This is a genomic window from Peribacillus sp. NPDC058075, assembly GCF_042885195.1.
Classification (GTDB): Bacteria; Bacillota; Bacilli; order Bacillales; family DSM-1321; genus Peribacillus.
The window spans coordinates 1,934,422-1,960,246 of the sequence record NZ_JBHVSL010000001.1; the positions used below are offsets into that span (position 1 = coordinate 1,934,422).

General features: G+C 37.4%; 27 protein-coding genes and 1 other RNA gene. 10 read left to right on the top strand and 18 right to left on the bottom strand.

The annotated features are described in order from the left end of the window. Positions 1 to 167 precede the first annotated feature (167 nt). The gene (locus ACFVS1_RS09585; RefSeq protein ID WP_387546762.1) at positions 168 to 359 is read left to right on the top strand and encodes a DUF3934 family protein; all 192 of its coding nucleotides are present in this window, start codon (positions 168 to 170) and stop codon (positions 357 to 359) included. A 207-nt stretch (positions 360 to 566) separates the two neighbouring features. Here ACFVS1_RS09585 and ACFVS1_RS09590 read toward each other — a convergent pair whose 3' ends face one another. Then, entirely contained in the window at positions 567 to 932 is a 366-nt protein-coding gene (locus ACFVS1_RS09590) for a DUF948 domain-containing protein (protein ID WP_387546765.1), read from the bottom strand. Positions 933 to 1,023: 91 nt separating this feature from the next. Continuing rightward, entirely contained in the window at positions 1,024 to 1,413 is a 390-nt protein-coding gene (locus ACFVS1_RS09595) for a DUF948 domain-containing protein (RefSeq protein ID WP_137024467.1), read from the bottom strand. A gap of 283 nt (positions 1,414 to 1,696) precedes the next feature. Here ACFVS1_RS09595 and ACFVS1_RS09600 point away from each other — a divergent pair, with 283 nt between their 5' ends. After that, positions 1,697 to 2,008, top strand: coding sequence for a hypothetical protein (locus ACFVS1_RS09600; RefSeq protein ID WP_387546768.1), 312 nt, complete (start codon positions 1,697 to 1,699; stop codon positions 2,006 to 2,008). A gap of 107 nt (positions 2,009 to 2,115) precedes the next feature. On the opposite strand, the gene ACFVS1_RS09605 is transcribed toward ACFVS1_RS09600, so the two are convergent. Then, positions 2,116 to 2,787 (bottom strand): hypothetical protein, encoded by a 672-nt coding sequence (locus ACFVS1_RS09605; protein WP_387546771.1) that lies wholly within the window; start codon positions 2,785 to 2,787, stop codon positions 2,116 to 2,118. Positions 2,788 to 3,037: 250 nt separating this feature from the next. On the opposite strand from ACFVS1_RS09605, the gene ACFVS1_RS09610 reads away from it, so the two are divergent. Beyond that, positions 3,038 to 3,247, top strand: coding sequence for a YqaE/Pmp3 family membrane protein (locus ACFVS1_RS09610; protein ID WP_352923762.1), 210 nt, complete (start codon positions 3,038 to 3,040; stop codon positions 3,245 to 3,247). Positions 3,248 to 3,322: 75 nt separating this feature from the next. On the opposite strand, the gene ACFVS1_RS09615 is transcribed toward ACFVS1_RS09610, so the two are convergent. Beyond that, positions 3,323 to 5,893, bottom strand: coding sequence for a helicase-related protein (locus ACFVS1_RS09615; RefSeq protein ID WP_387546774.1), 2,571 nt, complete (start codon positions 5,891 to 5,893; stop codon positions 3,323 to 3,325). A 528-nt stretch (positions 5,894 to 6,421) separates the two neighbouring features. Between ACFVS1_RS09615 and ACFVS1_RS09620 the strand changes: the two genes are divergently transcribed. Further along, the gene (locus ACFVS1_RS09620) at positions 6,422 to 7,381 is read left to right on the top strand and encodes a sensor domain-containing diguanylate cyclase (RefSeq protein WP_387546777.1); all 960 of its coding nucleotides are present in this window, start codon (positions 6,422 to 6,424) and stop codon (positions 7,379 to 7,381) included. Between the two features lie 278 nt (positions 7,382 to 7,659). On the opposite strand, the gene ACFVS1_RS09625 is transcribed toward ACFVS1_RS09620, so the two are convergent. Further along, on the bottom strand, positions 7,660 to 7,839 hold the full coding sequence (locus tag ACFVS1_RS09625) for a hypothetical protein (protein WP_241588636.1): 180 nt from the start codon (positions 7,837 to 7,839) through the stop codon (positions 7,660 to 7,662). Further along, on the bottom strand, positions 7,836 to 8,582 hold the full coding sequence (locus ACFVS1_RS09630) for a type II toxin-antitoxin system SpoIISA family toxin (RefSeq protein WP_387549273.1): 747 nt from the start codon (positions 8,580 to 8,582) through the stop codon (positions 7,836 to 7,838). The genes ACFVS1_RS09625 and ACFVS1_RS09630 overlap by 4 nt, the downstream gene beginning before the upstream one ends. Positions 8,583 to 8,899: 317 nt before the next feature. Between ACFVS1_RS09630 and ACFVS1_RS09635 the strand changes: the two genes are divergently transcribed. Beyond that, positions 8,900 to 9,985 (top strand): MBL fold metallo-hydrolase, encoded by a 1,086-nt coding sequence (locus tag ACFVS1_RS09635; protein WP_352923668.1) that lies wholly within the window; start codon positions 8,900 to 8,902, stop codon positions 9,983 to 9,985. 37 nt (positions 9,986 to 10,022) lie between these two features. Here the strand turns inward: ACFVS1_RS09635 and ACFVS1_RS09640 are convergent, their stop codons facing one another. Further along, entirely contained in the window at positions 10,023 to 10,970 is a 948-nt protein-coding gene (locus ACFVS1_RS09640) for a DMT family transporter (protein WP_387546782.1), read from the bottom strand. 252 nt (positions 10,971 to 11,222) lie between these two features. Here ACFVS1_RS09640 and ACFVS1_RS09645 point away from each other — a divergent pair, with 252 nt between their 5' ends. Further along, positions 11,223 to 11,549 carry a YnfA family protein gene (locus ACFVS1_RS09645; RefSeq protein WP_101222067.1) on the top strand — a complete coding sequence of 109 codons (327 nt, stop codon included), beginning with the start codon at positions 11,223 to 11,225 and terminating at the stop codon, positions 11,547 to 11,549. A 108-nt stretch (positions 11,550 to 11,657) separates the two neighbouring features. Here ACFVS1_RS09645 and ACFVS1_RS09650 read toward each other — a convergent pair whose 3' ends face one another. From ACFVS1_RS09650 to ssrS, 4 genes are all read right to left on the bottom strand, one after another. Continuing rightward, positions 11,658 to 12,326: an MFS transporter gene (locus tag ACFVS1_RS09650; RefSeq protein ID WP_387546786.1), complete on the bottom strand. Its 669-nt coding sequence runs from the start codon at positions 12,324 to 12,326 to the stop codon at positions 11,658 to 11,660. 154 nt (positions 12,327 to 12,480) lie between these two features. Next, the gene (locus ACFVS1_RS09655; RefSeq protein WP_241588640.1) at positions 12,481 to 12,669 is read right to left on the bottom strand and encodes a hypothetical protein; all 189 of its coding nucleotides are present in this window, start codon (positions 12,667 to 12,669) and stop codon (positions 12,481 to 12,483) included. Positions 12,670 to 12,981: 312 nt separating this feature from the next. Continuing rightward, positions 12,982 to 14,349, bottom strand: a complete 1,368-nt coding sequence (locus tag ACFVS1_RS09660) for an MFS transporter (RefSeq protein WP_387546789.1) — start codon at positions 14,347 to 14,349, stop codon at positions 12,982 to 12,984. Between the two features lie 275 nt (positions 14,350 to 14,624). After that, a non-coding RNA gene (gene ssrS / locus ACFVS1_RS09665) (6S RNA) lies at positions 14,625 to 14,812 on the bottom strand. A 364-nt stretch (positions 14,813 to 15,176) separates the two neighbouring features. On the opposite strand from ssrS, the gene tatA reads away from it, so the two are divergent. Continuing rightward, complete coding sequence (gene tatA / locus ACFVS1_RS09670; protein ID WP_101222064.1) at positions 15,177 to 15,383, top strand: twin-arginine translocase TatA/TatE family subunit; 207 nt, start codon at positions 15,177 to 15,179, stop codon at positions 15,381 to 15,383. Between the two features lie 325 nt (positions 15,384 to 15,708). Here the strand turns inward: tatA and ACFVS1_RS09675 are convergent, their stop codons facing one another. Together ACFVS1_RS09675 and bcaP are read right to left on the bottom strand one after the other, a co-directional pair. Beyond that, entirely contained in the window at positions 15,709 to 17,007 is a 1,299-nt protein-coding gene (locus ACFVS1_RS09675; RefSeq protein WP_352923680.1) for a protoglobin domain-containing protein, read from the bottom strand. Positions 17,008 to 17,427: 420 nt separating this feature from the next. Then, entirely contained in the window at positions 17,428 to 18,840 is a 1,413-nt protein-coding gene (gene bcaP, locus ACFVS1_RS09680) for a branched-chain amino acid transporter BcaP (RefSeq protein ID WP_387546794.1), read from the bottom strand. Positions 18,841 to 19,332: 492 nt separating this feature from the next. Between bcaP and ACFVS1_RS09685 the strand changes: the two genes are divergently transcribed. Further along, positions 19,333 to 20,394: a DUF3900 domain-containing protein gene (locus tag ACFVS1_RS09685; protein WP_387546797.1), complete on the top strand. Its 1,062-nt coding sequence runs from the start codon at positions 19,333 to 19,335 to the stop codon at positions 20,392 to 20,394. A gap of 759 nt (positions 20,395 to 21,153) precedes the next feature. Here ACFVS1_RS09685 and ACFVS1_RS09690 read toward each other — a convergent pair. Next, on the bottom strand, positions 21,154 to 22,002 hold the full coding sequence (locus tag ACFVS1_RS09690; RefSeq protein ID WP_387546800.1) for a pyridoxamine kinase: 849 nt from the start codon (positions 22,000 to 22,002) through the stop codon (positions 21,154 to 21,156). Positions 22,003 to 22,206: 204 nt separating this feature from the next. Between ACFVS1_RS09690 and ACFVS1_RS09695 the strand changes: the two genes are divergently transcribed. Beyond that, on the top strand, positions 22,207 to 22,746 hold the full coding sequence (locus ACFVS1_RS09695; RefSeq protein WP_387546803.1) for an ECF transporter S component: 540 nt from the start codon (positions 22,207 to 22,209) through the stop codon (positions 22,744 to 22,746). 480 nt (positions 22,747 to 23,226) lie between these two features. On the opposite strand, the gene ACFVS1_RS09700 is transcribed toward ACFVS1_RS09695, so the two are convergent. From ACFVS1_RS09700 to ACFVS1_RS09715, 3 genes are all read right to left on the bottom strand, one after another. After that, positions 23,227 to 23,394 (bottom strand): hypothetical protein, encoded by a 168-nt coding sequence (locus ACFVS1_RS09700; protein WP_153246107.1) that lies wholly within the window; start codon positions 23,392 to 23,394, stop codon positions 23,227 to 23,229. A gap of 142 nt (positions 23,395 to 23,536) precedes the next feature. Further along, positions 23,537 to 23,659: a hypothetical protein gene (locus tag ACFVS1_RS09705; RefSeq protein ID WP_387546806.1), complete on the bottom strand. Its 123-nt coding sequence runs from the start codon at positions 23,657 to 23,659 to the stop codon at positions 23,537 to 23,539. A gap of 365 nt (positions 23,660 to 24,024) precedes the next feature. Next, positions 24,025 to 24,459, bottom strand: a complete 435-nt coding sequence (locus ACFVS1_RS09715) for a YkvA family protein (RefSeq protein ID WP_387549275.1) — start codon at positions 24,457 to 24,459, stop codon at positions 24,025 to 24,027. Between the two features lie 171 nt (positions 24,460 to 24,630). On the opposite strand from ACFVS1_RS09715, the gene ACFVS1_RS09720 reads away from it, so the two are divergent. Then, on the top strand, positions 24,631 to 24,900 hold the full coding sequence (locus ACFVS1_RS09720; RefSeq protein ID WP_352923694.1) for a hypothetical protein: 270 nt from the start codon (positions 24,631 to 24,633) through the stop codon (positions 24,898 to 24,900). 409 nt (positions 24,901 to 25,309) lie between these two features. On the opposite strand, the gene ACFVS1_RS09725 is transcribed toward ACFVS1_RS09720, so the two are convergent. Then, the gene (locus ACFVS1_RS09725) at positions 25,310 to 25,816 is read right to left on the bottom strand and encodes a GNAT family N-acetyltransferase (RefSeq protein WP_387546813.1); all 507 of its coding nucleotides are present in this window, start codon (positions 25,814 to 25,816) and stop codon (positions 25,310 to 25,312) included. Positions 25,817 to 25,825: the final 9 nt, after the last annotated feature.

Consider the following 25,825-nt stretch of genomic DNA (forward strand, 5'->3'; position numbering starts at 1 on the left):
AAACCAAAGCAAAATCTCTTGCTGTTATTGGAATATAAAGATTCAGTATAAAAAAATTGAGCCTTTCCCTGTACATATCACTTTCGTTACTGTATATTTCAACATACTTGGGTAATAATCAAGTAAAATGGTTTAAACGAACCGTACAATAGTAATGGAGTGATTTCATGAGTAAAGCTAAGGCTAAGAGCGGAACGGGTAAAGGTACCGGCACAGGAACTGGAAAGAAGGGCTGGAATCGTTGGAAAACAAGTGCCAATAAGAAAAAAAGCGCCAAACCATATGTAAGTAAAGGCGTCAAACATTCCAATGACTCAAATGCATCCGGTCATGCTGCAGGTGACAAGACAGATAAATAAGTACTTGTCCTAAAACCCATAAAAATTTTATGATTGTTCCATATTCTCATACAGGGTGTTAAGAGATCTGTATGAGATAAATGGGTGTTATAGATTAAACCACGCGCGATATCCATATGAAGCATAAGAAGTACGGCTTTTATACATACCATCAAAAAAGACACACCAATTCCCGGTAGTGTCTTTCGCTTTTTTACTATTTTCTTTTTATCTAAATTGGCTTTTGGGTTTGATTGCATTGATTTTTTTCGGGGAAAACTCTGTACGGAAACCATTAGTGGCTTTTTTTACAGAGTCTGTAACCGAATGTATCGCTTCACCAACATCTTGGGCAGAATCCAATAATGGTTCAACCGTTTTCATTTTAGTTTTTACATCGTCGGTGATTTCATTTGCAGTTTGCAAAAGTTGTTTCGATTCGCCGGATAGATCGTGGATGGCATTTCTCACTTCAACCAATGTTCGATTGGCTTCTCCTATCGTGACCATTCCCTTTTGAAGGATACTGATTAAAAATACGACCAACCAAATGAAGGCTAAAGCGATCGCAGCCACACTATATTGAATTATCAAGATAAAGCCCCCCTCTAAATTAAATAGTAGAAACGATTACTTCAAATAGGTTAGTGAATCCCGGGGTGCCGGTTACTAATGTTGAATGGTACTATTTGATTTTGATTTGAACCCCTTCAGCTTCAGTTCGAATCAAAGGAGCTGTCGGAGCGGATAATTCCTTGTGGCGGCCTTCCAAACTGGCTTCCTTCATGGAATTGGTTACATTATGAATCATTTCCCCAACATCTTGAGCGGATTCTAGCAATGGATCGACATTTTCCATCTTCCCTTTTACATCCGCTGTAATTTGATTGGCAGAGTGGATCAATTGTTTGGACTCTTGCGTCAATCCATGTACGGCATTCCTCACCTCTTCCAGTGTCTTATTTGTTTCTTCAAGCGTTCCCATTCCTTTACGCAGCGTTTGGTTGACATTATATATCAAATACACGACGGCTCCGGAGACACTGGCAACACTTAATTTAATAAACATTTTCATATATCCACTCCTTTCATTTAAATTTATGCACTGTCCCGTCCATTCATTCCCTAAAGTCCTTCACTTGTCCAGTCAGTTTTATAGAATATGCCCCCCTCTTACCTACCCATTATTTTGTTAAACCTATTAAAGGATGATGATAAATTATGTATATTCTAGCGAGGTATCTGTTAAAATTTTTAATGGCAATAAATATTTTAACAGATGAAATTTTTAAAATACCAAAAACAGATATTGAAACCCCTTTTTTTAGGCACACTAGTATTAAAAACAGGAGGATATTATGACACCTCGGAATGTTCCTGCTAAAGATGATGTAGAAGTGAAAGATACCCCGGATTCACCCGCTACGGAAAGTGAAACAGCTAAACTCAATCGATTATTAGGTGCGGTCATGCGATATTTATCTGATGATGAGCAAGAAGAAATTGATATAGAGTATCTTCTCGAAAACACCGAAGGGCTGCGGGATTGGTGGAGCGAATATAGAGAGCTTGATCGAAAACGGGTCGAAGAAGAAATAAAAAATTCCCTGACTGATCTATCCCTTGAAGAGCTTGAAAACATCCGTGAACAAATCCGCACAAAGGGATAATAAAAAAATCCCTGCATTGGGATTTAACCTGATCGAGCAGGAATTTTTCTTTCCTACTATACAAACACATATATTTGAATTTACGTTCATGCGGCACCAGAAATCCTTTATTCGACACTCAATGACCTTAGTTCCAGTCGATCGATCATGTAATCCACTAATGCATGCAATGGATTTAAAACTATCTTTCCTGTCTTAAGCTCATAACTCATAGCTGCTTCGGCCATGGATAGTTGAGCCACCGACAGCGGTCTTTCTTCGTTATTAAACTGGTATAGGAAGTTCATGATTTCCTGGTTATATTTCTCTCTCAATCCCTGCATAATCAATTCAAAGGCATGATCGATAATGATAACTTCAAAATCCACAGCGCCATATTTTTCAGCATGGGTATTTAAGCGGTTGATTGTTCCTTCTACAGTTGCTGGGTTCGTGAATAAAATCATTTGCGGTTGCTGCGATTGGCAAATTTGCTCAAAATATGGTTCATCGATTTTAATGATCGGCATGGGTAAGGAGGGTTGTTCTTCGTTTAAAAAGGCGATGTAGTTTGTACAGGTTATCAGAATGGCATCCACTTTACATTCGGCAATCCATTCGACTTGTTCCTTTACCCTTTTTTGAGCATCCGAATTGATGAACGTTTCATCCGATGACACCCGATGCATCAATCCCGGATCTACAAAATGAAGCCATTCAATATCGTATTTCGAGAATGCGTTTTCTATGTATTTTATATTTGTATAGTGTGCATGCAAACAGCCTATCCTTTTTTTCATAAATCTCCCGCTTTCATCAGTTGGTATTCTGATTATTCTAACACAAAAAGCAGCGGTACATTGACCGCTGTCGGGAAAACAAATCATTATCTAGCCCCCCCCTGCCATTATGAGGGGCAAAAGACTGCTTCTTTTGAACCAGAATGCTCAGTTGGTATGTATCCGGCTCACGAGCATATATTTATCAAGTCGATACTAAGAGTCAAACCGTAATAGTCAGTAAAAATCATGATATTGGAGAGTGTTCGCCATTCTTTATTTAATTGCGATTATTTTCCCTCCATTAGCCGTATTATTAGCCGGTAAGCCCGTTCAGGCTGTGCTTAATTTGGTACTCACACTATTTTTTTATGTCCCTGGTTTAATTCATGCAATCTTAGTGGTGCATGATAAGAATGCTGATAAACGAATGAAGCACCAAGCAGCAATTATTGCTAAATCGAAACAAACAACTAAGTGATTTAGACAACCACTAATAACCCGAATGAAGCGCCAAGGGCATTTTATTCGGGTTATTACGATTGAAAGAATTTGTTTAATTGAATCTGTGCGTCTTCCTAAGCCCTCTATGATAACAAGCGTCACATATTTGGAAACGCGAGTCATCCGGCAGCCTTTTTCCACAGCGCTTGCATTTTTTTTGATAATTCAACATTTCGTCTTTTAACTGATCATGAACGCCATCACTGATTTCTTCACGGATACGCTCCCAATAAACAGCTTCTGTCCGCTTACCCATCCGATATAAAAATAATAGATGAAGACCTATCGCTTTATAAGATAGCTCCAATTCCTCCAAGTTCCTTGTCTTGATGACCGGTTCAGGAAGGTCACTGTTCTCGGCAATCGCTTCGACCGTTTCCAGCCACTGCCTGATAAGACTTGGTTCTTTTGCCGAAAAAGGAATATGCAGGAAACCATATAAATCCATTAAAGAAAAACGCGCTTCGATTTCAGTATCCCGTATCAGTTCGTAAAGCTCCCTTTCTTCCGAAAGCGATGCCTTTTTCGTACCTTTAGGGGGCTCAAACCTCTCCCACATTTCGAAAAATGTCCCTAGGTTCCGGTAATATTTCTGAAATCGTTCAAATACAGCAGAGGTTGGGGCGATTGTAAAGGTTTGAACTGGCTCATCAACTTGTTCCAGCAACTTATTCATGATTTTGATATCTGCAGTAAATGCTACCTTCCCAGTGTCATAAATTCCCTTTCTACCTGCTCGACCTGCGATTTGTTTGATTTCTTGAGAAGTCAACCTCCTTCTTCGTGTCCCATCGAATTTTTCATTTTCAAGAAAGACGATACGGCGTATTGGCAAATTCAATCCCATTCCGATTGCATCGGTGGCTACGACAACTGATGTTTCACCCCGATTGAATAGCTCTATTTGCCGTTTCCTATTTTCAGGAGGCATACTTCCGTATATCATGCTGACATTATGTCCACTCTCTTTTAGCCGTGACGCGGTTTCGAGTACCTGCCGTCTCGAAAAACAAATGAGCGCATCCCCTTTTTTCGTATATTTCAGTCCAAACTCCCTTTGTTCTACCTCAAGCGGTATTTCACGTCTGTATTCGTGGAGTTCCAAATCAGCTTCATTCAGAAGGTTCAGAAGCATCATTTTGATATTATTGCTCCCGATTATGTGTACTTCTTTTGCATTAGCTTGCGTGATTGCCCTAAACCATGAAAAGCCTCGATCTTTATCGGCAATCATTTGGGCTTCATCTATGACGATTACTTCGTGGTAGTCTTTTTCATGAAACATTTCAACGGTGCTAGAGACATGTTTAGCACCCTTCACTGCCTTTTCTTCTTCACCTGTTTTTAATGAGCAAGGTACACCGTCAGCATTTAACTTATCAAACACTTCAAGTGCCAGCAGTCTAAGGGGAGCCAGGTACAAACCGCTTTCCGCATCTTTCATTTTTTCCAGGGCCTTATGCGTCTTTCCGGTATTTGTCTCTCCTATATGCAAAACATATCGAACTTTTTTCCCTAATGATGGAGTATAGGCCTTACCGATGATATCATCGATCATCCTTTGTTCTTCTGCCCGCTTCCTGGCTTGCTCTGCCAATACTTCAGCTTTTCTTCTCTCCCTGTTCTCCACGTCTTTTTCGTATATTTCTTCGTGCAATGTTTCATTAAAAGGAATTCCTTCAAGCTTCAGTAAATCAGACAGGTATTCTTCTTGAAGTTCATCAAAACAGGACTGAGACAAATCGGCCAATTCATCGCTTAGTATACCTTGAAGGGCAGCAACCGTCAGCCTTTCCCCATATGACTCCAAAAAATCATGATGCAATGCAGCAGATAGATGGTTCAAGTATTTGTCAGGGGCTACTTTCATTATGAATTCGGAAACTAATCTTTCATACCTGAAGAAGTAATTTTCATATTCATAACGATTCCTTCCCCAACCGACTAACGAGTGAATATCGCCTGTCAGCTCTTCAAAAAAATCAGTGACCATTAGGTATTCGGCAGCTTGAAAGCCCCCCTCTTCCACCAATTGTTCTTCAAGCAAGTATGGATCGACATATTGGAATTTAGGCTTATTCTTAATATCTTTTGTCAATATACCGGCAATATAATACCTGACATGTAAATATAATTGAAGGGAGTTATTTTCGAAAAATGTATGGGCTTCTTCTTGAAGCCTCGCGCGTATCTTCCAACGCTGCTTGGCAAGCCTCTGTTCTTCTTGTCGTCTAAAGAATTTTTCCCTTGCTTTTTTATATTTCTTTTCCCACTCTTCTTGATTGTCAGCAAAGGTTTTTTTAATCCATGTTAAGCCATCAAACGGGCGATACTTCTTTAATTCGTTTCGGAACATGCTATTGATCAGCTTATGATCTGAACCTTCCGTTACAAAGCCCCTTTCGCTTAAAAAAGCCCTTTTTTCCTTTCTGGGCACATCATTTGATGCTTTATTTATCCAAACATTTATCCAAATTTGCTCAATAAAGGTCGCCCTGTCAGATATATATGATGAAAAAGAAGGCATTGTCTCTTGATTCTCTAAATAAAAATCCATATCCTGGATTATCTTTTCTTTTGTATTCTCAATCGCAATAGGATATATACTTTCTAATTTTCCCATAATGATCCCCTTTTGAATTATCCAATATGTACTTTATTACTTCCTTTTATCCTCCCCAAATTTTTGTTTAAAATGAGCGCGGGTACATTCGTTTTATCTATTTAAATTCAAGTGCTCTGTTATCATGAGAAAGTGAAGAAATGCCTAGATGATTTACTTGCAATGTACATCGGAGTTACTCTTACCATTTCATTTACAGTATAATTCTTGACTGATCATTGACTTGGACTTTATGGTTTATGCCCATCCCGGAAATCCAGAAATGGATACATAGGTTTAGCTATTTTGTAAACAGGCTAATAACAATTTAATGATATTAAAAAAAAGCCGAAAATAAAGGAAAGGTCAATTTTTAAACTTTCTCGATAACATTATTCATCCATAAAACGAATCCATCCACTTAATTGAGTTTAGTGGAAATTCGGACAACTGTCACGGTATTGAGATTCCGATTTTGTGTCCTTGGTGTTTCATATGAGAATTAATCCGGAAATCTAAAAAGACTATAAATAAATGAGGAGCCTGAGAATGATTCAGCAAGATATCAACTATTATAAGAATTTCGATTCCATCGCTAAAGAAGTATTAGCACTTTTAGGTCAAACCATTGAGGTCAATACATTCTTCGTTTCTATATTGAGCCCGATAAATAGTTTCATGATCAAATCCTTCAATAGAAATGCAAAATTAATTTGTGAAGGTGACATCCTTCCTTATAATATGGTTTATTGCAAATTAGTTGTGGAGAATGGCTTGGAACCACTTGTTATCCCGAATTTGGGGGAACATGAATTGACTAGTGGCCACCCCGCAACGAAGTTTATAGGAAATGGGTGTTTTATGGGAGCTCCCCTTACTATTGAGGGTGAAATCATTGGAACATTATGTGCATTCGACATTAAAATTCATGATTTTAAAGAATATGATCTGATCCTCCTTAAGTCTTTGGCAGCTTTGATTAGTCATAGCATCAATCTTGAAAAAGGGATTATCAGGGATCCTTTGTCAGGTCTTTATAATCGGAACTTCATTTATAATTATTTTGATTATCATAAAGATAAAACAAACGATGAAATGGCCCTTCTTTACATTGATCTTGATGATTTTAAATTTTTCAATGATTCCTATGGTCATGATACTGGTGATGACGTTATTAAAAAGGCCGCTGAATGTTTTTTGCAAACGGTTCCCGAAGGCAGTCATGTGGCTCGAATTGGTGGTGATGAATTCATTGTATTATTACATCCCGCGCATTGTGAGGATTTAATGAAAAGCACTCAGCAAAACGCTGAATTAATCTTGAACCGTTTATCCACTATGCCCATTACCATTAATGGAAAGGATCATTTTGAATCAGCTAGCATAGGGATAAGTTTTTATCCTCATAATGGTACGGAAATGGAGTCACTTTTGAAAAAAGCGGACCGTTCCATGTATATGGCCAAGAAGTCTGGACGCAAGAAAATTCACTACTTCCACCAGCAGTGATCATCTGAAAAATAAAAAAACCAGTTCTCCTTGGAGACTGGCTTTCTTTTACCTTAAAAAAATCCAACGTTTAGCTCTCAGCCTCTGCAAAAGCTTAAGCAGATCGGCATTTCCCTTATGTATCCGTTTTTCGGATGGTGAAGCGGAGGGGACCGGGATGTTAACTCTCTCGGGTTTTTTGTTCATATTCTGAAAGACCCTTCCTATTCTTTGATTTTGAATAGTATATGCGGGTTCTCCATTAAATATCATCAGGAAAGGAAAAACCCCTTCCCATCTTATAAAACATTTTTTAATCGGCTGAATCGTGCAGCTTTTTCTTTTTCTTTCAGGATAATGCGTTCATTCTGTTTCATCACTTTTTTAGTGTGGGGACTTAAACCTACATCGGGTATTTTCACCTGTGGTTTGATTACGGCAACTGACACGTCATTACCGGCTTTATCATAAATGCTCATTTATCCTCACCACCTGGTTTTTGTTTTATGACCATATCGAACATCATGATTAATAATGCTATTAATAAACAATCGACTTCTGAAACGAAGCTTTCCGATTTAACGTCAAGGATATAAGGCTCCATTAAAATGCTTACAGGCTGCAAAGCCATTTTTTCTTCATCATTATAATACGTATCTTCTCTTTCCAATGTAGCACGGATGGTACTGCCATTCAAGTTCGGATGCCCATTAATCACCAATTGCTTGTCCTGTTCCGTTTTGAAAGGAAGGATTTCCACGTTCATCCCTTCCTTAGCTGCATACGCTTGAAGGAGAATGCTCAAATAAGCCAAGTATTCCTTATTCGATTGATAATACTCAGGTATTCCTTCTTTCTTTAGGAGATGAAACATATTTTTGACCTTTTCCCTATTATCCGTTAAAAGTTTGTCACTTTCCGCAACCGCTTTTGTTGCATAGGACAGCTCGTTATCGCCAATCTTCGATATATACATGCTCAAGAACACAAACATATCAATCAGGATGAATACGATAGCCATAATCAAGAAATTTTTCCACTCATTAAAAATGCTCATCGGATAGAAATTCCAATAAATCAAAGCTCCCAGTATAAAAATGATATACCAGGTTTTTCGAATCGCTTCAATCCTTTTACTTACCTTATCCTTATATTTCCAAGAAAGTATGACATAAGCTAATAAAGCAATAAATACTACCCACACAAAGACTCTGAAAAACATTAACAATCGATTTATCACCCTACCCTTCAGCTGCTACATTCCATATCTCTCTATATTATTCATTATATATACCTCTATTCCCTGCCTAAGACGGGTGAAACTTTAACGCTTGCCAGAAATTTTCACTAGCAGAAAAACACGCTTCCCCATGCTGGTTTACAGCAAATGAATCAAATGTTTCAGCTCCATTGCCCCTTTTTTCAGAAGGGTATATTTTAATCATTTTTCTTGTGGGACATCATAGTAAATAACTTTATATATTCTGTGATATGATATGTTTTAATAAAAAGGCATGATTAAAATGGGAGGAAGCTATCATGATGAAAATTATTAAGATCCTCATTTCTTCTTTTATACTATTATTACTTTTCCTAAACCTCTATCCTCCACTTGGAAGAAGGATAAACAAAGAAAAAGTGAAAAGTTACACTACAAAAGAGAATTTTTCCAAGGGAAAATTCCAAAATCAGATTCCAGCCAGTCAAGCGATGAGTCTTAAGCATACTGGTTCGATTTTACGTGATTTCATAAAACCCAATCCAAAAAGGAGGCCCGACCAGCCAATCGTAATTGGAACAAAAGAACCTGGATCTATGAATTCCAATAAAATCACCTGGTTTGGTCATTCTGCATTCATGTTGGAGTTAGATGGGAAAACCATTTTAGTGGATCCCATGTTTGGCAAAGCACCAACTCCCTTTCCTTGGTTTGGGAACAAACGTTTTAGCGGGGAGCTGCCTATTGATTTGGATATGCTGCCTCCTATCGATGCCGTCCTGCTCTCACATGATCACTACGATCATTTGGATTATTTCTCAATAAAGAAATTAAAGGATAAGGTCAGTCAGTTCATTGTCCCACTAGGTGTCGGCGGACATCTTGAAAGATGGGGCGTTAAACAAGAACTGATTCAGGAACATAATTGGTGGGATGAGGTTTCATTCAAGGATTTGCAATTTGTCTGTACGCCTGCAAGGCATTTTTCTGGAAGAAGTTTAGGCGATGGCAATACGACACTATGGTGTTCTTGGGTAATTAAAGGCAAACAAGAAAAGGTCTTTTTCAGCGGAGATAGTGGATATGGCAGCCATTTTAAAGAAATAGGCGAAAAATTCGGGCCTTTTGATATAACTTTAATGGAATGCGGCCAATATGATGAACGCTGGTCAACCATCCATATGATTCCAGAAGAAACTGTTCAAGCACATATCGATGTACAAGGAAAACGGATGCTCCCCATTCATTGGGCTGGTTTCACATTATCTTTTCATGACTGGACAGATCCGATAGAACGGGTAACAAAAGCGGCCAATGATCTTGGTGTCCAGGTCTGCACACCTCAATTAGGCGAACCAGTAGTGATTGGTTCAACGGATTTCCCTCAAACAAGATGGTGGAAATGAAAATGGTCCTTCCCAAACGGGATGGACCATTTTTATTTCACATTTTGCCTTCATTATATTCAAGATTCACTTTTATTGAATGCTCTTTTTTCACTCCAAAATAATTCGTGCCTATTACACCTAAAATAATGAGAATCGACCCCAATATATCGTAGATTGTAATCTTTTCTTTTAGAATGAGAGCTCCTGCTGCAATCGTTACAACAGTGGATAGGTTTGCGAACACACTCATTTGGGACGCTTTGATTTTTGATAAGATCGCATTGGATAATAACGAAGTGACCAATGAAGCCAATATTCCCAAATACAAAATGGAACTGATGAATTCGATGCTCGACCATGGTGTAAAGAATTCCGGCATCGTTCCTTGTTTTAAGTGGGTGAAGAGCGCAGCCACGTTAAAAATGACAAAGCCTGTTCCCATCATGAAAAAGGACATTTCACCTGGTGTATAGTCCTTGGCAAGGGAACGGGTCATCGTTGTATAACATGCAGTTGCAATACAGGATAGCAGGATCAACACCATCCCTAGCATGTCGGAAAAATTGATTGTGCTCCCTTTCATCACAAAAATAAATATGACCCCAACTACCGACAATACAATCGAAAGTTTTTGATATAAAGATGTTTTCTCCTTAAGGAAATATCCAGCTATCATCAATGTTAGAATCGGGGTGACGGCTGACAGAATTCCAGCATCGGTGGATTTCGAATACTTAAGTCCGAAAGTTTGAAAGGCAAAGAATAGAGTTGGGAATAACAAAGATAACGGAACAAGATGTTTAACCGACTCCCAGGAATAATTCACCTTAATGACTTTAACGGCAACTAGGAATAAAATGATGACGAAAGAAACGGAAAATCGGAACGCCAAAGTATCCAGCGGATTCGATTCTTCAATCGCCATTTTCGTGAATAAGAAAGATAAGCCGACAATACTTGAATGAAATAGTGCTAACATGTATGCAAATGTTCGGGTTTTCATGGCTGCAACTCCTCAACTAAATTACTATATTCCTATTTAGGTATAGTACCCTTTGCATCTGTATGGCAATCCAAGTTAGAGTCAAAAAATAAAAATGTCATTTTTACCTATTACTAATAACTTTTTAAAGACCATTTCCATGCCTTACCGGTTATGCGCCAGTTAACTTTCATTTAGTAAGGACTCTGTAAAGTATGTCATTTGCAGTTTCATATATGATAAAATTTCAACTAGGAAGAGAGGTATACATATATGTTAGTTACTACCGTAATATTCCTTATGGCTGGTCTAGCTGAAATTGGCGGCGGTTACCTTATATGGCTTTGGTTAAGAGAAGGTAAATCCATTTATCTAGGTTTAGCCGGAGGTTTTGGGTTGGTGTTATACGGCATCATTGCAACTTTCCAAACGTTCCCTACCTTTGGACGTGTATATGCTGCATACGGCGGGGTTTTCATCGTTTTATCGGTTTTATGGGGATGGGGCATCGATAAGAAAACCCCTGATTTATATGATTGGATTGGAGCTTTAATCTGCTTGGTCGGGGTTTCAGTCATTATATGGGGCCCTAGACAATAAAAGAATGAAAGGGCATAAGGCCCTTTCATTCTTTTACCAAGATCTCCACGTTTTGTTTTGGCTGATCCTCATTTGAACTTTTCCATAAGTGATTCAGCTGGGTGTTTATTATATCAATTTCTTTTCCTGCCTGTTTACGGTCATATAACTGAAGTTATCTTGAATGAACCAAATCGCCAGTGCTGCTATGATGTATGGTATGGCAAAAGCTAAAAAATTGCCTTGCAATGATACCTTCATATCAAGCAGGACCCCGCAGAAAGTAGGAGCGAGTATTCCGCCAATTCTGCCGATACCCAATGCCCATCCGACTCCTGTAGAACGGGTTTCATTCGGATAATACTGGGATACATATGCATTCGTTACAATTTGTGTACCTGTTGTCGTACCTCCTGCAATGGCAATCAGTCTATCTAGCATGATCATGCTTGGCTTGAAGCTCAGCATTGTAAGGGTATCGAATCCAATGACCAAGAAAGTAACCAGAATCCTCTTGGAACCATATCTGTCTGCAAGCTTCCCTCCAACGATCGCCCCAAAAACCGCTCCGAGGTTCAATATGACTAAGAATGTCAAGCTTGATCCTAGCTCATATCCTGTTCCTCCCATGATTTTTGGTAGCCATGTACTCAAACCATACTTTACAAACAAACAAATGAAAAATGCAATCCAGAACATGAGGGTGCTCAAAGTCCTTCCATTTTCAAACAACTGTTTAACTGGAAACCCTTTCATTTCAATTTTGAGTTGCTCTTGCAGGACATAATGATCATTCATGGTGTATTGCCCGTCTACCTGCACTTATTCAGAACGTCCGCCAATTTATATATCATCTTAGTTTTTAGAATATTGTCGATTATCAAAGTCAATTAGCCATATTAACCAACAAAAAAGCCCTCTTATCAAAGAGGGCTTTCAATGAATATAAGGATTAAGCTTCCAAGGCTTCTTTACGCTTTCTTTTCCTTGATTCTGTTATTAGATCATAACCGAGATAAAGGATGATGGCTCCGCCTAACAATTTAACATATAACGGAATGTCCGCTACAAAGAAATAAATCATAGAGAATAATGTCCCTATAATGCTTAACCAAAAAATTACATGTTTTAAAATTTTCAAAGTAATGACTCCTCACAAAAGATGAGATTAATTTCTAGTTCGCTCCACTTCAAGGGAGAATTAATTATCCGTACCATCATTCTAACATTTATTCGTTATATTAAGAGTGACTCATATTGCGAAATTATGAACATTTAAGCAACATTCCTCAAAAATAGGTCAAGCCAAACAATTCCTGGAAAAACTTTACGCCAGTTCTTGCAATTTGCAGTTTTCATCTAGACCTATTACTACGACATAAAAGGGCAATAAAACAAATATGCATGAAATGACAGCGAGGGTATCCCTGCACTGCATTTCATGCATGTAGTTTCATAAGACGTTCATTTTATTGGATTCTACGGCCATTTCTTCAGTTGGTTCCGAATGTTCATGTTTATAATAAGCCATTTTCACTGGAACGAATGATAAGGCAACCGCGGCAATGAGACCCGGAATGGCGAAGGCAATGAAATTCAATTGGATGGGTAGCGAGATGGATAATAAAAACCCGCCGAGTATAGGCCCGAGCATACCGCCAATCCTGCCGATTCCAGATGCCACCCCTAGTGCAGTCGATCTAATATTTGGAGGATAGTACTGCGAAACATAGGCTTGTACAAGGTTTTGAGCACCAATGGTACATGCTCCAGCAATCGCTACCAATGTGTAAATCACAAACGAGCTTCCGCCCATTCCCAATAGCGTCAAACTTACAGCCCCAATCGCATACATCGGCACAAGCATTTTCTTGGAACCATAACGATCACAAAGTTTAGCGATGATAAGCGTGCCTACGATAGCGCCGCCTTGAAGGACGATCAAGAAACCTAAGCTTGAATTCAGCGCATACCCTGCCTCGATCATTAGCTTTGGTAGCCATGTATTCAATCCATATACCATCAATAGGCACATGAAAAAGGCGATCCAGAACATCAATGTGCTAAGAGTACGGGAATCCTTGAACAATCCCACAATCGGCATATTGGCTTCTGTTTTTTTCACTTCCACAAGTTCGTCCTTGATGTCGAATTTACTTTCCGGACTTACTTTGGATAATATTCTGATCAGTTCTTCCTTTTTGTTCATTCTGATCAGATGCGTCGAAGCCTCTGGTAAGCGCTTCATCATGAAGGGTAAAAATAACAATGGTATCCCTGCAAACCAGAATATTGATTCCCAACCTAATGTCGGCATAACCAGTATACCCAGTATCGGAGCAAGCATTCCTCCGAATGAGTAACCGCATAATACGATTGAAACGACCATGCTCCGCATCGTTTTCGGTGCATAATCCGTCAATAAGGCAATGACGTTCGGCATGATGCCCCCAAGCCCTAATCCCGCTAGAAATCGGAAAGTTGAAAACATCGTAGGCGTATCCGCAAATCCACATAAAAGCGTAAATAAACTAAATAAAATGAGTGTAATCGCGATTACGTTTTTTCTGCCAATCCGATCTGCTAATGTCCCGAAGAAAATCGCCCCGAACAACATACCAAATAGACCGTAGCTGCCCATAGCCCCCGCTTCCACGGAAGTAAGGTTCCATTCCTCCGTCAATAACGGGACGACCGTACCGTAAACGACAAGGTCATAGCCGTCAAAAAGAATAATGATAAAACACCATGCCAGCAATCCGAAATGAAAGCGGTTAAATTTACTGTTGCTAATTACCTCGGTCGTATTAATTTTAGCCATAAAATCTTTCTCCTCTCTAGGTGACTGCAGTAATTCCAGCCAAATGATAGCGCTTACGTAAACATTATAAAAATATTCGACTCACATATTTTTATACAAATAGTGAACCGAGTTATCTAATTATTATTATAAATGCTAATTATCAGTTTTTTCAACAAAAACTTTCACAAAACCTTAATATGTTTTCTGATGCTATCGTTAATTACACGTTTTGAACATACGTAAAAACAACAAAAAACCAGTCCCTTATCGGAACTGGTTTCTAATTAGTAAAATAGGAAGCCGCCATTGCCGTATTAAAGTAAGAAAGTTTTAAACCACCACTCCTCAAAGTGGGTGTTTGCAGAAGCAATCCTGTTGTCCAAGTCAGTGACGAGGCATAACATTCCTGTTTCGATATAAAACTCCCTATTACAGCTTAAAGGTTAAAACTTAATTATCATTACGAACAACGCAGCTTGTATAGTTATAATACCGAAATATCTTCAATCATGCAAGTTTAATTATTCCCAGACAATAAAAAAATTATCATGATACACATTTAGCAGGTGGAGCCAAGTTATTCATGACCATAAAGCAAAACTAATTGTGACACTCTGATTTCTGTTACCGTCCCCTACTTTCATTGATATCTTTTAAGTAATAGCATACTTGGGTAAGTAATATTTTTAGATAGAATGTGCAAGATAAAATTGGACGGAAAGGAAAGTGTTTGTCTTGTAAGGATCATCAGTTGCTGAACTTTATAATATATCCTAAATAACATTTGCAAATACATGGAAGGAGTCTATAATATTAACTAACAGAATTGATTGGAGTGACTAGTTATGCTTTCAAACATTGGTTTTCCCGGTTTAATTTTAATCCTTCTTTTAGCTTTAATTGTTTTTGGACCGAACAAGCTACCACAAATCGGACGGGCAGTCGGCACTTCTCTTAGGGAGTTTAAGGATGCTACCAAGGGAATAACAGAAGAAATACAAGAAGAATTCAAGGATGACGTACAAGCGGCAAGAAAAGAATCGATAAAATGAAAAAGACGCCTGCACGCAGCAGGCGTCTTTGATGCGTTTGTGGCGCAGAACCGTCAGGCCACATCCCGACGTTTAGCTAAAAGCATGTTCTTCGACTTACACAAATTAGCTCATCGCTTTATTAATATAACATTAAACTTATTTGATATCAAGTGATTTATTGAGCAGCCTGTTAACGGCATCTCATGGAATTGATTTTAATTTTTTCAAAGTATGTTCTTATTCTATAAACGGCTTGTGGTTTATTCATAAATATTCTATCGAGCTGTTTATTAAAATATTAATGAGCCCCATTAGGCTGTTCTTACAAGAATGTTGAACTTTATTACAAATTCATTGTCATTTGAGTCAATTGATCCGAGGAAACGGCCACTTGATTGAATGCTTCATTAATTTCGTCGAATATATCATTCAGTTCTGTCATTTCCTTGGTGATTTTAATATTCTGCTCTTTAACAGAAAGCATGGCCTTTGCTATATCAGTAAAAAATATGCCAGTTTCTTTTCCTTGTTTCGTTCCTTTAGTAATTTCCCCGCTAACCATGGAAATTGACGTGTTCATGACATTGGTAAAATGAGCAATTCCATTAACCAATTTCACTACTTCCGAAACTGAGTCCTTAGTATTTTCCGACAGCTTCCTTACCTCACCCGCCACAACCGCAAATCCTTTCCCATTTTCACCAGCTCTTGCCGCTTCGATCGCTGCGTTCAACGCCAACAAATTCGTTTGCTCTGCAATTGAAGTGATGATCGTGACAATTCGTTCAATTTCCTTTGAAGTATTGGATAGCTGTTCCATATCTTTTGAGATGATCGTCATTTGCTCCTGCGTTTTTACCAACCTTTTCTCTAATCCCTGTAACAGTTCGACTCCCTCTTTTGATTTTCCCTCTGCATGTATCGCTATCTCTGAGCCCTTTTGAGTGAAATCATGAATTTCGACTACCTTATTTGCCATTAATTGAGTGGCTGAACTAGTCTCTTCACTGATTGCTGCCAATTCCTCTGCATTATGATTGACCTGAAGTTTGATTGTTTCTTTTTCTGCTAGGTTCTTTTGGCGAATCTTCTCATTTTCAAGTTCATATGCCTCTAAAACTATTTGCTGCTCCAGATTAAAAATTTTTGTAACAGCCAGAATGTTTTCTTGATATTGCTCTATATTCTTTATTTTTGAAATTACATGAATGATTAATGACTGCAATAAATCCTGAAATGCACTCATATACCATTTTGGCTGCAATCCAATTCGCACATGTACTTGTGCGATAATATAACGTTGTTTAATATACGCATCATCAATGTTCCCGCTAAACATTTCGTACATATGACGATGAAGTGTCTTTTTCAGCCTATCAACAGAGCTATTGTCTGATATGATTTTCATTAATGAGGGTTCATGTTCTAGATTTTTATAGAAATTCCCTACTATTTGGGTCAAATGTTTCTTCACTTCTTCCTGTAAAGAACGAATTATGCACAAATCCCCCATCGTCAAATGAATCATTTCCACTTGATTCAATACGCTCGGATATTCCCTGATCGTGATACCGACGTGTTCCTTATATTGCATATAGTCTAGCGAATCTATCTCTTTTTTACTTCTCCATATACTTTTCATGATTGAATTGCCTCCCATTTTTTCTACCCATATTTACTATTTCGACATAAAGTCCGCTAATCTTAATTCACTTTGATAAATTTTCTTCTTACACACAAGACTTATGAACTATTTATGTCCAAATAAAAAAAGACACTCCAGAGAGTGTCTAAGTCTGTAGACAAATTCAAAGAAAAGTCTGTTTACCTACAGTTTTTTTAAAAAAATATTAAGTTGATTTCAGAAACCCGCTCCCTTTCCGCCGACTGTCTGCCAAACGTTTGTCGGGTCTCAGCTAGCCAATTATGCGGCAGGAGTGTCGCAAATTTATTCAATCCATTGAGGGATCATCAAGTTTTCTTTTAAGTTTCATAGTTCGGGGTGAGAAGATTCCGAACCTCTTTTTGTTTTCAAACTGAAGCACTCCAGAGAGTGTCTTTTTCAATGTTCATTTTCCTGCTGGTTAAGATTCGAGTGCTTACGGGAATAAGTGAAGTAAATGACTATTCCGATAGCCATCCAGATCAAGAACCTTATCCATGTATGGCTCCCTAGCTGGACCATCAAGAATACGCAAAAAACGATTGCCAGTCCTGGAACAAGCGGTACAGCCGGACAATAAAAAGCACGTTTCATATCAGGTCTTGTTTTCCGTAACACGATGACGGCAATGGAAATCATCGTAAACGCAGTCAATGTTCCAATGTTGACCAGCTCAGCCAATTCACCAAGCGGTATGAATGCCCCCAATAATGCCGCTATCAAACCGAATATCCATGAAGCCGCATAAGGGGTTTTATATTTTTTATGAAGTTTGGATAAGGATTTAGGCATCAGCCCATCTCGTGACATCGCAAACATGATTCGGGTTTGTCCATACAACATAACCAAGATTACCGTTGTCATTCCGAGGAAGGCACCTAGATCGATGATACCTGCAACCCAATTCTGTCCTGCACTTTGCAGCACCAAAGAAATCGGGTGGTCAAGAGCCTTGCTGAATTGTGCATACGGTACCACACCTGTCATGATCAAACTTACCGCCATATAAAGCACTACACAAATGACTAATGAACCGAGAATTCCGCGTGGTAAATTCCTACCTGGATTTCTTGTTTCTTCAGCTGCAGATGCAACTGCATCAAAGCCGATGAAGGCAAAGAACATTAATGCGGCAGTTGAAAATACCCCATCGATCCCGAATGGCATGAATGGCTGCCAGTTTTCCGGTTTCACATAATATATAGAAGAAACGATGAACAACAAGACTACCAACACTTTAATAACGACCATTATATTATTGATTCTAGTCGTTTGTTTCGTACCTATGGAAATCAAAAAGGTAATCGCCATGACTATCAACAAGGCTGGTAAGTTCATATAAGTCGTGACACCTTCGACCGAACCCGGTGCCGCCGTCCATTCTTTCGGAAAGTTAATTCCGAATCCACTTAAAAATGATTGGAAATAGCCCGACCACCCCGCTGATACGGCACTGACAGCCAATAAGTATTCAAGGATTAAATCCCAGCCGATTATCCAAGCGGCGAATTCACCTAAAGTTGCATAAGCATACGTATAAGTCGAACCGGATACCGGCACGGAAGCGGCAAATTCTGCATAAGAAAGTGCAGCGAAAAAACAGGCAAGACCAGCAATGACGAACGATATGGAAAGTGCAGGACCAGCATTCACTGCACCAGTGCCTGTTAGAACAAAAATGCCTGTCCCAATAATCGCTCCTATTCCTAGCATCGTTAAATCCCATGCTCCCAGTTCCCGTTTCAATCCCTTTCCGCCGGAACCTGCGGTTTTCAACAAGTCCTCAATGGACTTCTTTCTAAAAATACTCATGTTCTCTCCTCCGTAATTTTATAAACTATTCTGAAAACTATAGACAAATAATTTCACTTACCATTTATATCGAAGAAATTTCAACAAATTTCTGCAATTCCTGAATTATCTGACTTTCAAATTATACGCATTAACCTTTTTACCGTCAATGATTTATTATTGTAAAATTCTGTTTTTTGAATTTTTTTAGAACGAAAGCTCTATTATTCAACAGAATTATGCATCACTAACAATATATAATTCATTATTTTAATATCGATAAAGCGAGCTATTGAAGTATTCCATTAATTTATCTTATAAACATTCTAATTTTTTAATTCTATAAAGAATCATTATTTATTTTCTCTTATGTATTATTATGAAATAATACACCAAAATTATGCTAATCATTCTTGCACCAATCGTTTGACGGAATCAAAGTACATAACTATACTTATTAAGTCTTAAAAAAAGTACGGGAATCATGCTTAATAATAGAAGAAGGTGACATTCATGGATTTTGCGATTACCTATCTGTCTTTTTATTTAATCCAAGTCGAAGGAAAAGGCGATCAGGCTGATAAGCGTTTTAAACATTTCCAAACTCTTGATACTGAAGAATACGAAGAAAGTCCTCTAAAGGATTTTTTGGATGGGGAATTGATGAAGATTTCCAAACGGAAAGTAGACCGTCATCCAAAAACTGAACAAATACCGACGAAAATCGGTTCTTTTATTGTCGAAGAAGGACATGCACTTGATTCCAACCCTAATTACAATGTATTTAACCGTGTTCGATATGCAAAAACAAAACAAGAATTCCAAGAGGAAAATGAACAATTCACGCGGTCTTATATTGATACAAGTGCCGTCCGTGGCGGTGTCTTCATAATCGCTTCGGCAAAATTAACGAAATATCTTGATGAACCATTCGTTTTCTTATTAAAATGTGATTTCGAGCCGAAAGTTGCGTCCATTTCTGATGAACGGACCTTGATTAGGCATGTTGAAATGGCAATCACCACTAAAAATATGAAATCCATTCAATACCCCTACATGCCCGAAGAAGGAATGGTCGAAGAAGCCGAACTAAAAATCCACCAGGCCTCACATGCCCGCTACTTCGAGGACTTCTTGAAATTCGTCGAGTATGGCGAATCGATGCCGGAAATCATGAAAAACCAGGTCATCCACATGGTCCATGAACATGTATCCGCACAATTCGAAGAAAACAGTGACGAACTGCAGAAATTCGAACAGGATCTGGAAATCTGGGAAACAAGCGATAAACGGGAAATTCAGGAACGCCTTGAAACCCATCAGGTCGTCGAAGCCACAGCCCAGATTGTCGAGCATACACCTGAAGCCGAACTGCGGATGAAGCTTGGCAGTACATCCATCAAAGGACTGTTAGCCGATTTCGGCGACAGTATCCATTTAGGAAAGATTAATGGAAAGTATGTATTGATGATAGAATCCGATACGATAGAGTTCGATAAAGGCGTTTCGCCGATTGAATTTCATAGGCCGGATGATTTGCAAATTCTAATTGAAAAAATAATAAATAAAAGTTAAGAAATAGTCCGAGTTTTGTGAGCAAAAATGTGAGCAGTATGTAATCAATTTTAGACCTTAAAATACTATTAATATTCTTAAATCTAACTACTAACTTTTGTTAGTAGTTTCTCCAGTTTGTTTATTTTTCTAAAATTAGTTCAAACTGAAGAAAACCACCAATAGCAATTACTGGTGGTCTTTTGTATAAACAGGAAATTTATTGTAGAAGATATTATTATCACTAGCTTTTCTTTCTTTATTATTCCCCTTAACTGAGCTGAGGTATATTCCTTAGCTTTTTTCATTCCTCTTCAAGCAAAGGTTTATCGTTAAGTTTACCCTTTTTTAATAGTTCATAATATAGGTGAGTGAATGCTTTAGCCATTAATTCCATATTAGGCTCATTAGCATAAGTAATTTTACAAGGCGGTCTATCTTCTTTTTTAATTCTAAGCAACCTAATTGACGCATTTTCTTTATAATTTCTGATCTATCCTTATCAGGAAATAGAGCTACTAATTCCTCGATTGTAGATAATATTGTTTTTTCTTCAAGTAATTTTTCTTAATCTTTGTAAAGGTCTATGGAAGTTAAATATTTTCAAACTTTAACGAACATAAATACTGGCTGTTGTGAGGTAAATAGAAAGTTTCCTTATTATTTAAGTGATTTTTTACAATATTCGGCATAATATAAGTACTATTTGATTTATACAAAAAGCTCGGTTAGTCAAAAAGCCGAGCTTTTGTTATCTATTTTTTTCATTTTTTAAAGCATTCATAATAACATTCGTAAATATTTTTCGAAGTTAACTCCTTCTACTTTAGGAATTTGCTCCAAGGAGGAATCATTGATAGCCTCTGTCAGGAATGCAACTGCTAGCTGTACGGATTTTTCTAGGTTCTCTCCACGCATCATGCTTCCCATAATCACAGATGCAAATAAATCACCAGTACCTGAATAGCTTTCACCGTTATACTGCGTCGCACTATAAAAGGTTCTATTTCCGTCCAAATACATATTTCCGATAAACTGCTCCTCTGAAACTGCTGACGGTGGATTCATTCCAGTGATGATAACCTGAGCTCCCGTTTCTTGCTGCAACATATTCCCTGCTTCTTCTATCGCTTTAATATAGTCCTCTTCGTTTGAATAGCTATGCAGCTTTTCATAAGACAATCCGGTTAATAAACAGCACTCTGTAACATTTGGTGTAATGACATCTGCACGCTTCACCAGTTCTCTCATAAGTACCAGTAATTCATCGGTAAAAAGTTTATAGACTTCTCCTATATCCCCCATTACTGGATCAACAAGTAAAATGGTTTCTTTTGTATAAAATTTATCTAAAAAATGGAAAATATTATTAATTTGCTCTTCACCAGTAACGAAGCCGGTATAGATTCCATCAAAGGTTACATTAAGCTTGCTCCATTCTTCTATGAAGTATTTCATTTTGGATGTAAAATCTTCACAAAAAAAACTTGGATATCCGGTTTGCGCAGTCAATATGGCCGTTGGTAAAGGGCATGCCTGCACGCCCATGACCGAAAGAACCGGAATTGCAGCTGTTAATGAACATTTTCCAAAAGATGATAAATCCTGTAGTACAGCAACTTTTTTCATAATAACCTCCATATGGCCTATCCACTATAAACTTTATTTATCTTATCATAAATCAGCTAAAAACAGTCCTCTCTCTTTTCAATACGTATAATATCTGTATTTTTTATCAACTGACCTCATAGTTTTTTAATAAATTGACACTTTTATAGACACCAGTCTTTTGCTAAAATTATAGGAAAATTCTAGTTAGGAAGGTTTACAGATATGCAAAATACACAAAGTTATTCAAGGTCAAGTCAAAAAACTATGGATTTAATTATTACCGCAATGTTGATTGCACTTGTGTTCGTATCTACTTTCTTTTTGAATATTAAACTGCCCATTGCCGCAAATGGAGGGTTAGTTCATCTAGGAACAGCTATGCTTTTTATTGCATCTATTTTATTTGGTCCTAAAAAAGCAGCTCTTGCTGGTGCGATAGGAATGGGGTTATTTGATATAGTTGGAGGGTGGACATTGTGGGCACCTATCACCATTGTGGCGCGTGGTTTGCAAGGATATATAGTTGGTAAAATCGCTTGGTCAAAGGGTCGCAACGGTACTAGCACTGCTTTCAATGTAATAGCAACAATCGTCTCCATTCCATTTATGATAGCTGTTTATTATATTGGTGAAGGGATTCTATACGGTAATTGGATTGCACCTTTAGCTTCGATACCTGGAGATCTCGTTCAAAATATATTAGGAATTATCGTTGCCGTTCCAGTTTGTGTGGCTTTGAAAAAGGTTCCCTATTTTAAGTAAATTCGCTATAAAGGTAAACGTCAAGTAGCCCCCAAATACTACATGGATGGTGTATTTTGGGGCTATGTTTTGTTTGCTTCCCTTTTTATCGGTACTCTGCATGCAGAGGGTAAACTAGATGACCACGACAAGACTTTATCTATTTCTTTTTTTCATTCTTAAGTCTTTTAACGTGAGCTCTCATTTTATCTAATTCCTTTTGTTTCCCTTCTTCATCATTTGCCAATGCAGAAAATAAAGCTATCGTGCCTAATTATCTAATTCCTTTTGTTTCCCTTCTTCATCAATAGCCTATAAAGCTATTGTGCCTAATTTGTCGAATTCTACATCTCCAGATCCACCTTTAGTAAAACTAAAGTATAGTTCCGTAAACGCCTAAGCCATTAATTCGTAGTTAGGTTCATTTACAAAATAGCCATTTCCTCGCAGTTCTTTTCTTGGTTTACTCTTTTTCACATTAGAATAGTCCTTTCAATTAAACTATTTATTCTTTTCCTTATACAAAAACAGCCTACTTTCTTCTTTGGCTATACACTCGAAAAGCTTCCTTCTAAAATATTCATTAATATCGATATTATCCGCTGAAATAACTTCTACATCGGTCATATCGACATCATTAAGATTAATTTTCTTTGACTTTTTATCCAATCAATATCACTCTCCTGTCCTACATAATAATCTCCAAACAAAATATCTTTATTCACATTTCACTAAATTATCTATGAAAATAGTAACGAGTAAAATTATAGTAAATAAAAAATCACCAATCGTATAGACTGGTGATTTCTATTCATTTTGTATATTTAGCTAAGATTACATTCACTTCTTTTTTCAAGTATTCATCTACTGTAAATTCATTTAGGAATCTTCTACTCTTAATCCACAGTTTTCTTTTTGGTTTTGCTTTAGTCATTTTTTCACTCCATTACTTCTACCGCTACAAGATCTTCAAACTTCACCTTAATAATATATCCCTTCTCATTTTCCAGCTCCAAATGTATCATGTTTGTAAACTGATCTAGTCTATGTATCATCCCAACGTGCTGGCAGGTAATTCAGGTATAAATCATCGTGATGGAGCGGTAAAAAACAGAACCCAATTCAAAGCTCCAAATGGTAACTATGTTAAACGAGATGCATCTACAGGACGTTTTATGGATCAAAAGACTTCTGGTTGGAAATTTAAAGGAGTTCGTACAGAAAAGTAGGGAATTATTTTATCTCATTCTCACAAATTAAAAAAGCACTTTCCCTATTGGTTAAGTGCTCTTTTTGAATTTATTTATCCTTATCTTCATCTTTATCTTGCTCATCCTGATCAGTTTTCTTATTTAATTTATCATCAACTGAATCTGTATCAGAAATTGCACTTTCACCAAACCAAATCCCAATTCTTTCTTTTGCATTTAGCTTAACGTCCTCATCGATAAACATTGAAACAGTAATCAATGCTCCAAATAACCCTGAAAAATCATCAGTATATCCACCTGGGACTAGGTCAGGAATTAAATCAATCGGAAGTATGAAATATCCCAATGCACCAACAATTACTGTTTTTGCCCAAACAGGAGTAGTTGGCTTTTGAAGTGTGTAAAACAATAACAAAGCTACATAAACAACTTTAACCCCTGCTTTTTTGCCGAATTTTTTAATCTTCTTCCAAAATGAATCTTCAGAAAAATTATCTGAGTATTTAGTTGTATCTATTAAAATCTCCCCCTATTCACCATCGATATTTTACCATAATAACAGGAATATCACCCTAATTTCATCCAACCTTCTGCCATTCATTAAATCTTTACATAATTAATATATTTATTGAACTTATCTATTTTATAATAAAATTACAATTTAATAATTCATCATCATATGGAGGGTACAAACATGGAAATAAATGAAAGGCAACCATTTGAGTCTTTATTATCTCCTCGTCAACTTACTGAGCTAAAAATCTTATCTACTAAAACAAACATAGCTTTCCATGAATTATTAACAATGCCATCAATAGTCTCACTTCTAGAGAAACTGGACAACACTACCGGACTGAATGATGAGCTTAATAATAAAGAAATGATATTAAGAAATAAAGTTTTCATTAATAAGAATAAAGAAGTATTAAATAAGAATCAAAAAGCACTCGACCATTTAGGTTAAGTGCTTTTCTATGCATGAAGTACACCAAATAAAAAAACATCCGAATACTTGTCTTCTCGGTTCTTATAATGAAAGCTAGCCTTTTCTAAATAATCAATTGCATTATCGAGCTCATTTATTCTTAACACTACAAATATCACCTCATAAGTATTTTATTACCGATGAGGTATTAGGTAAATTTTATCTTGTCTTAATATCTTAAATGCTATTTTCTATGTATTAAATATGTATTCTGTCGTGGTTTTCTATGTAATATTTAATCTATGAAATTTCTTGTTATTAATTAATTAGCAGATTCAATTTCAATTGATCTAGTATAAAATGATTAACTTTTAGGATGTCATTATTTTGTTATTCTACAATCAAAAAACAATCACCTTATCATAAGGTGATTGTTTTTTGATCTTATTCATTCGATAGTTAGTCGATAGGCCTTCACAATGATACCATCATCAGCAGGTTGGAAGTCGAATTGCGGCAATCGTACAAAGCCCATACGTTCATACAATCGCATAGCAGTTTTCATAAAATCTGCAGTATGTAAGCCGATGTACTGTGAACCGTTTACTTTTGTTCGACGAATACATTCTTTGATTAATGCCTCAGCAACACCTTTGTGTCGTGCCTGTGGTGTGACTGCAAGCATTCTTATCTCAGGATAATCTAACATGTCAACAAGTCCTTTGTAGGCATCTGATTTCGCAGGAAACAAAGCAACACTTCCTACCACTTCCCCATCTAATTCAGCAACTAGAAGTTCAACATCCCTCTGTTCATCGGCATCTGACGATATAGCTTTTTTCAGAGCATCCCAATGCCCTTCAGGAATGCTTTGAGCATGTTCTTCGTAAGCCTTCAGTCTCTGTTCACGAATCATTTCTCCTTCATTAAATAAAGCCTTACGAATTTTCACCATTTAATCCAC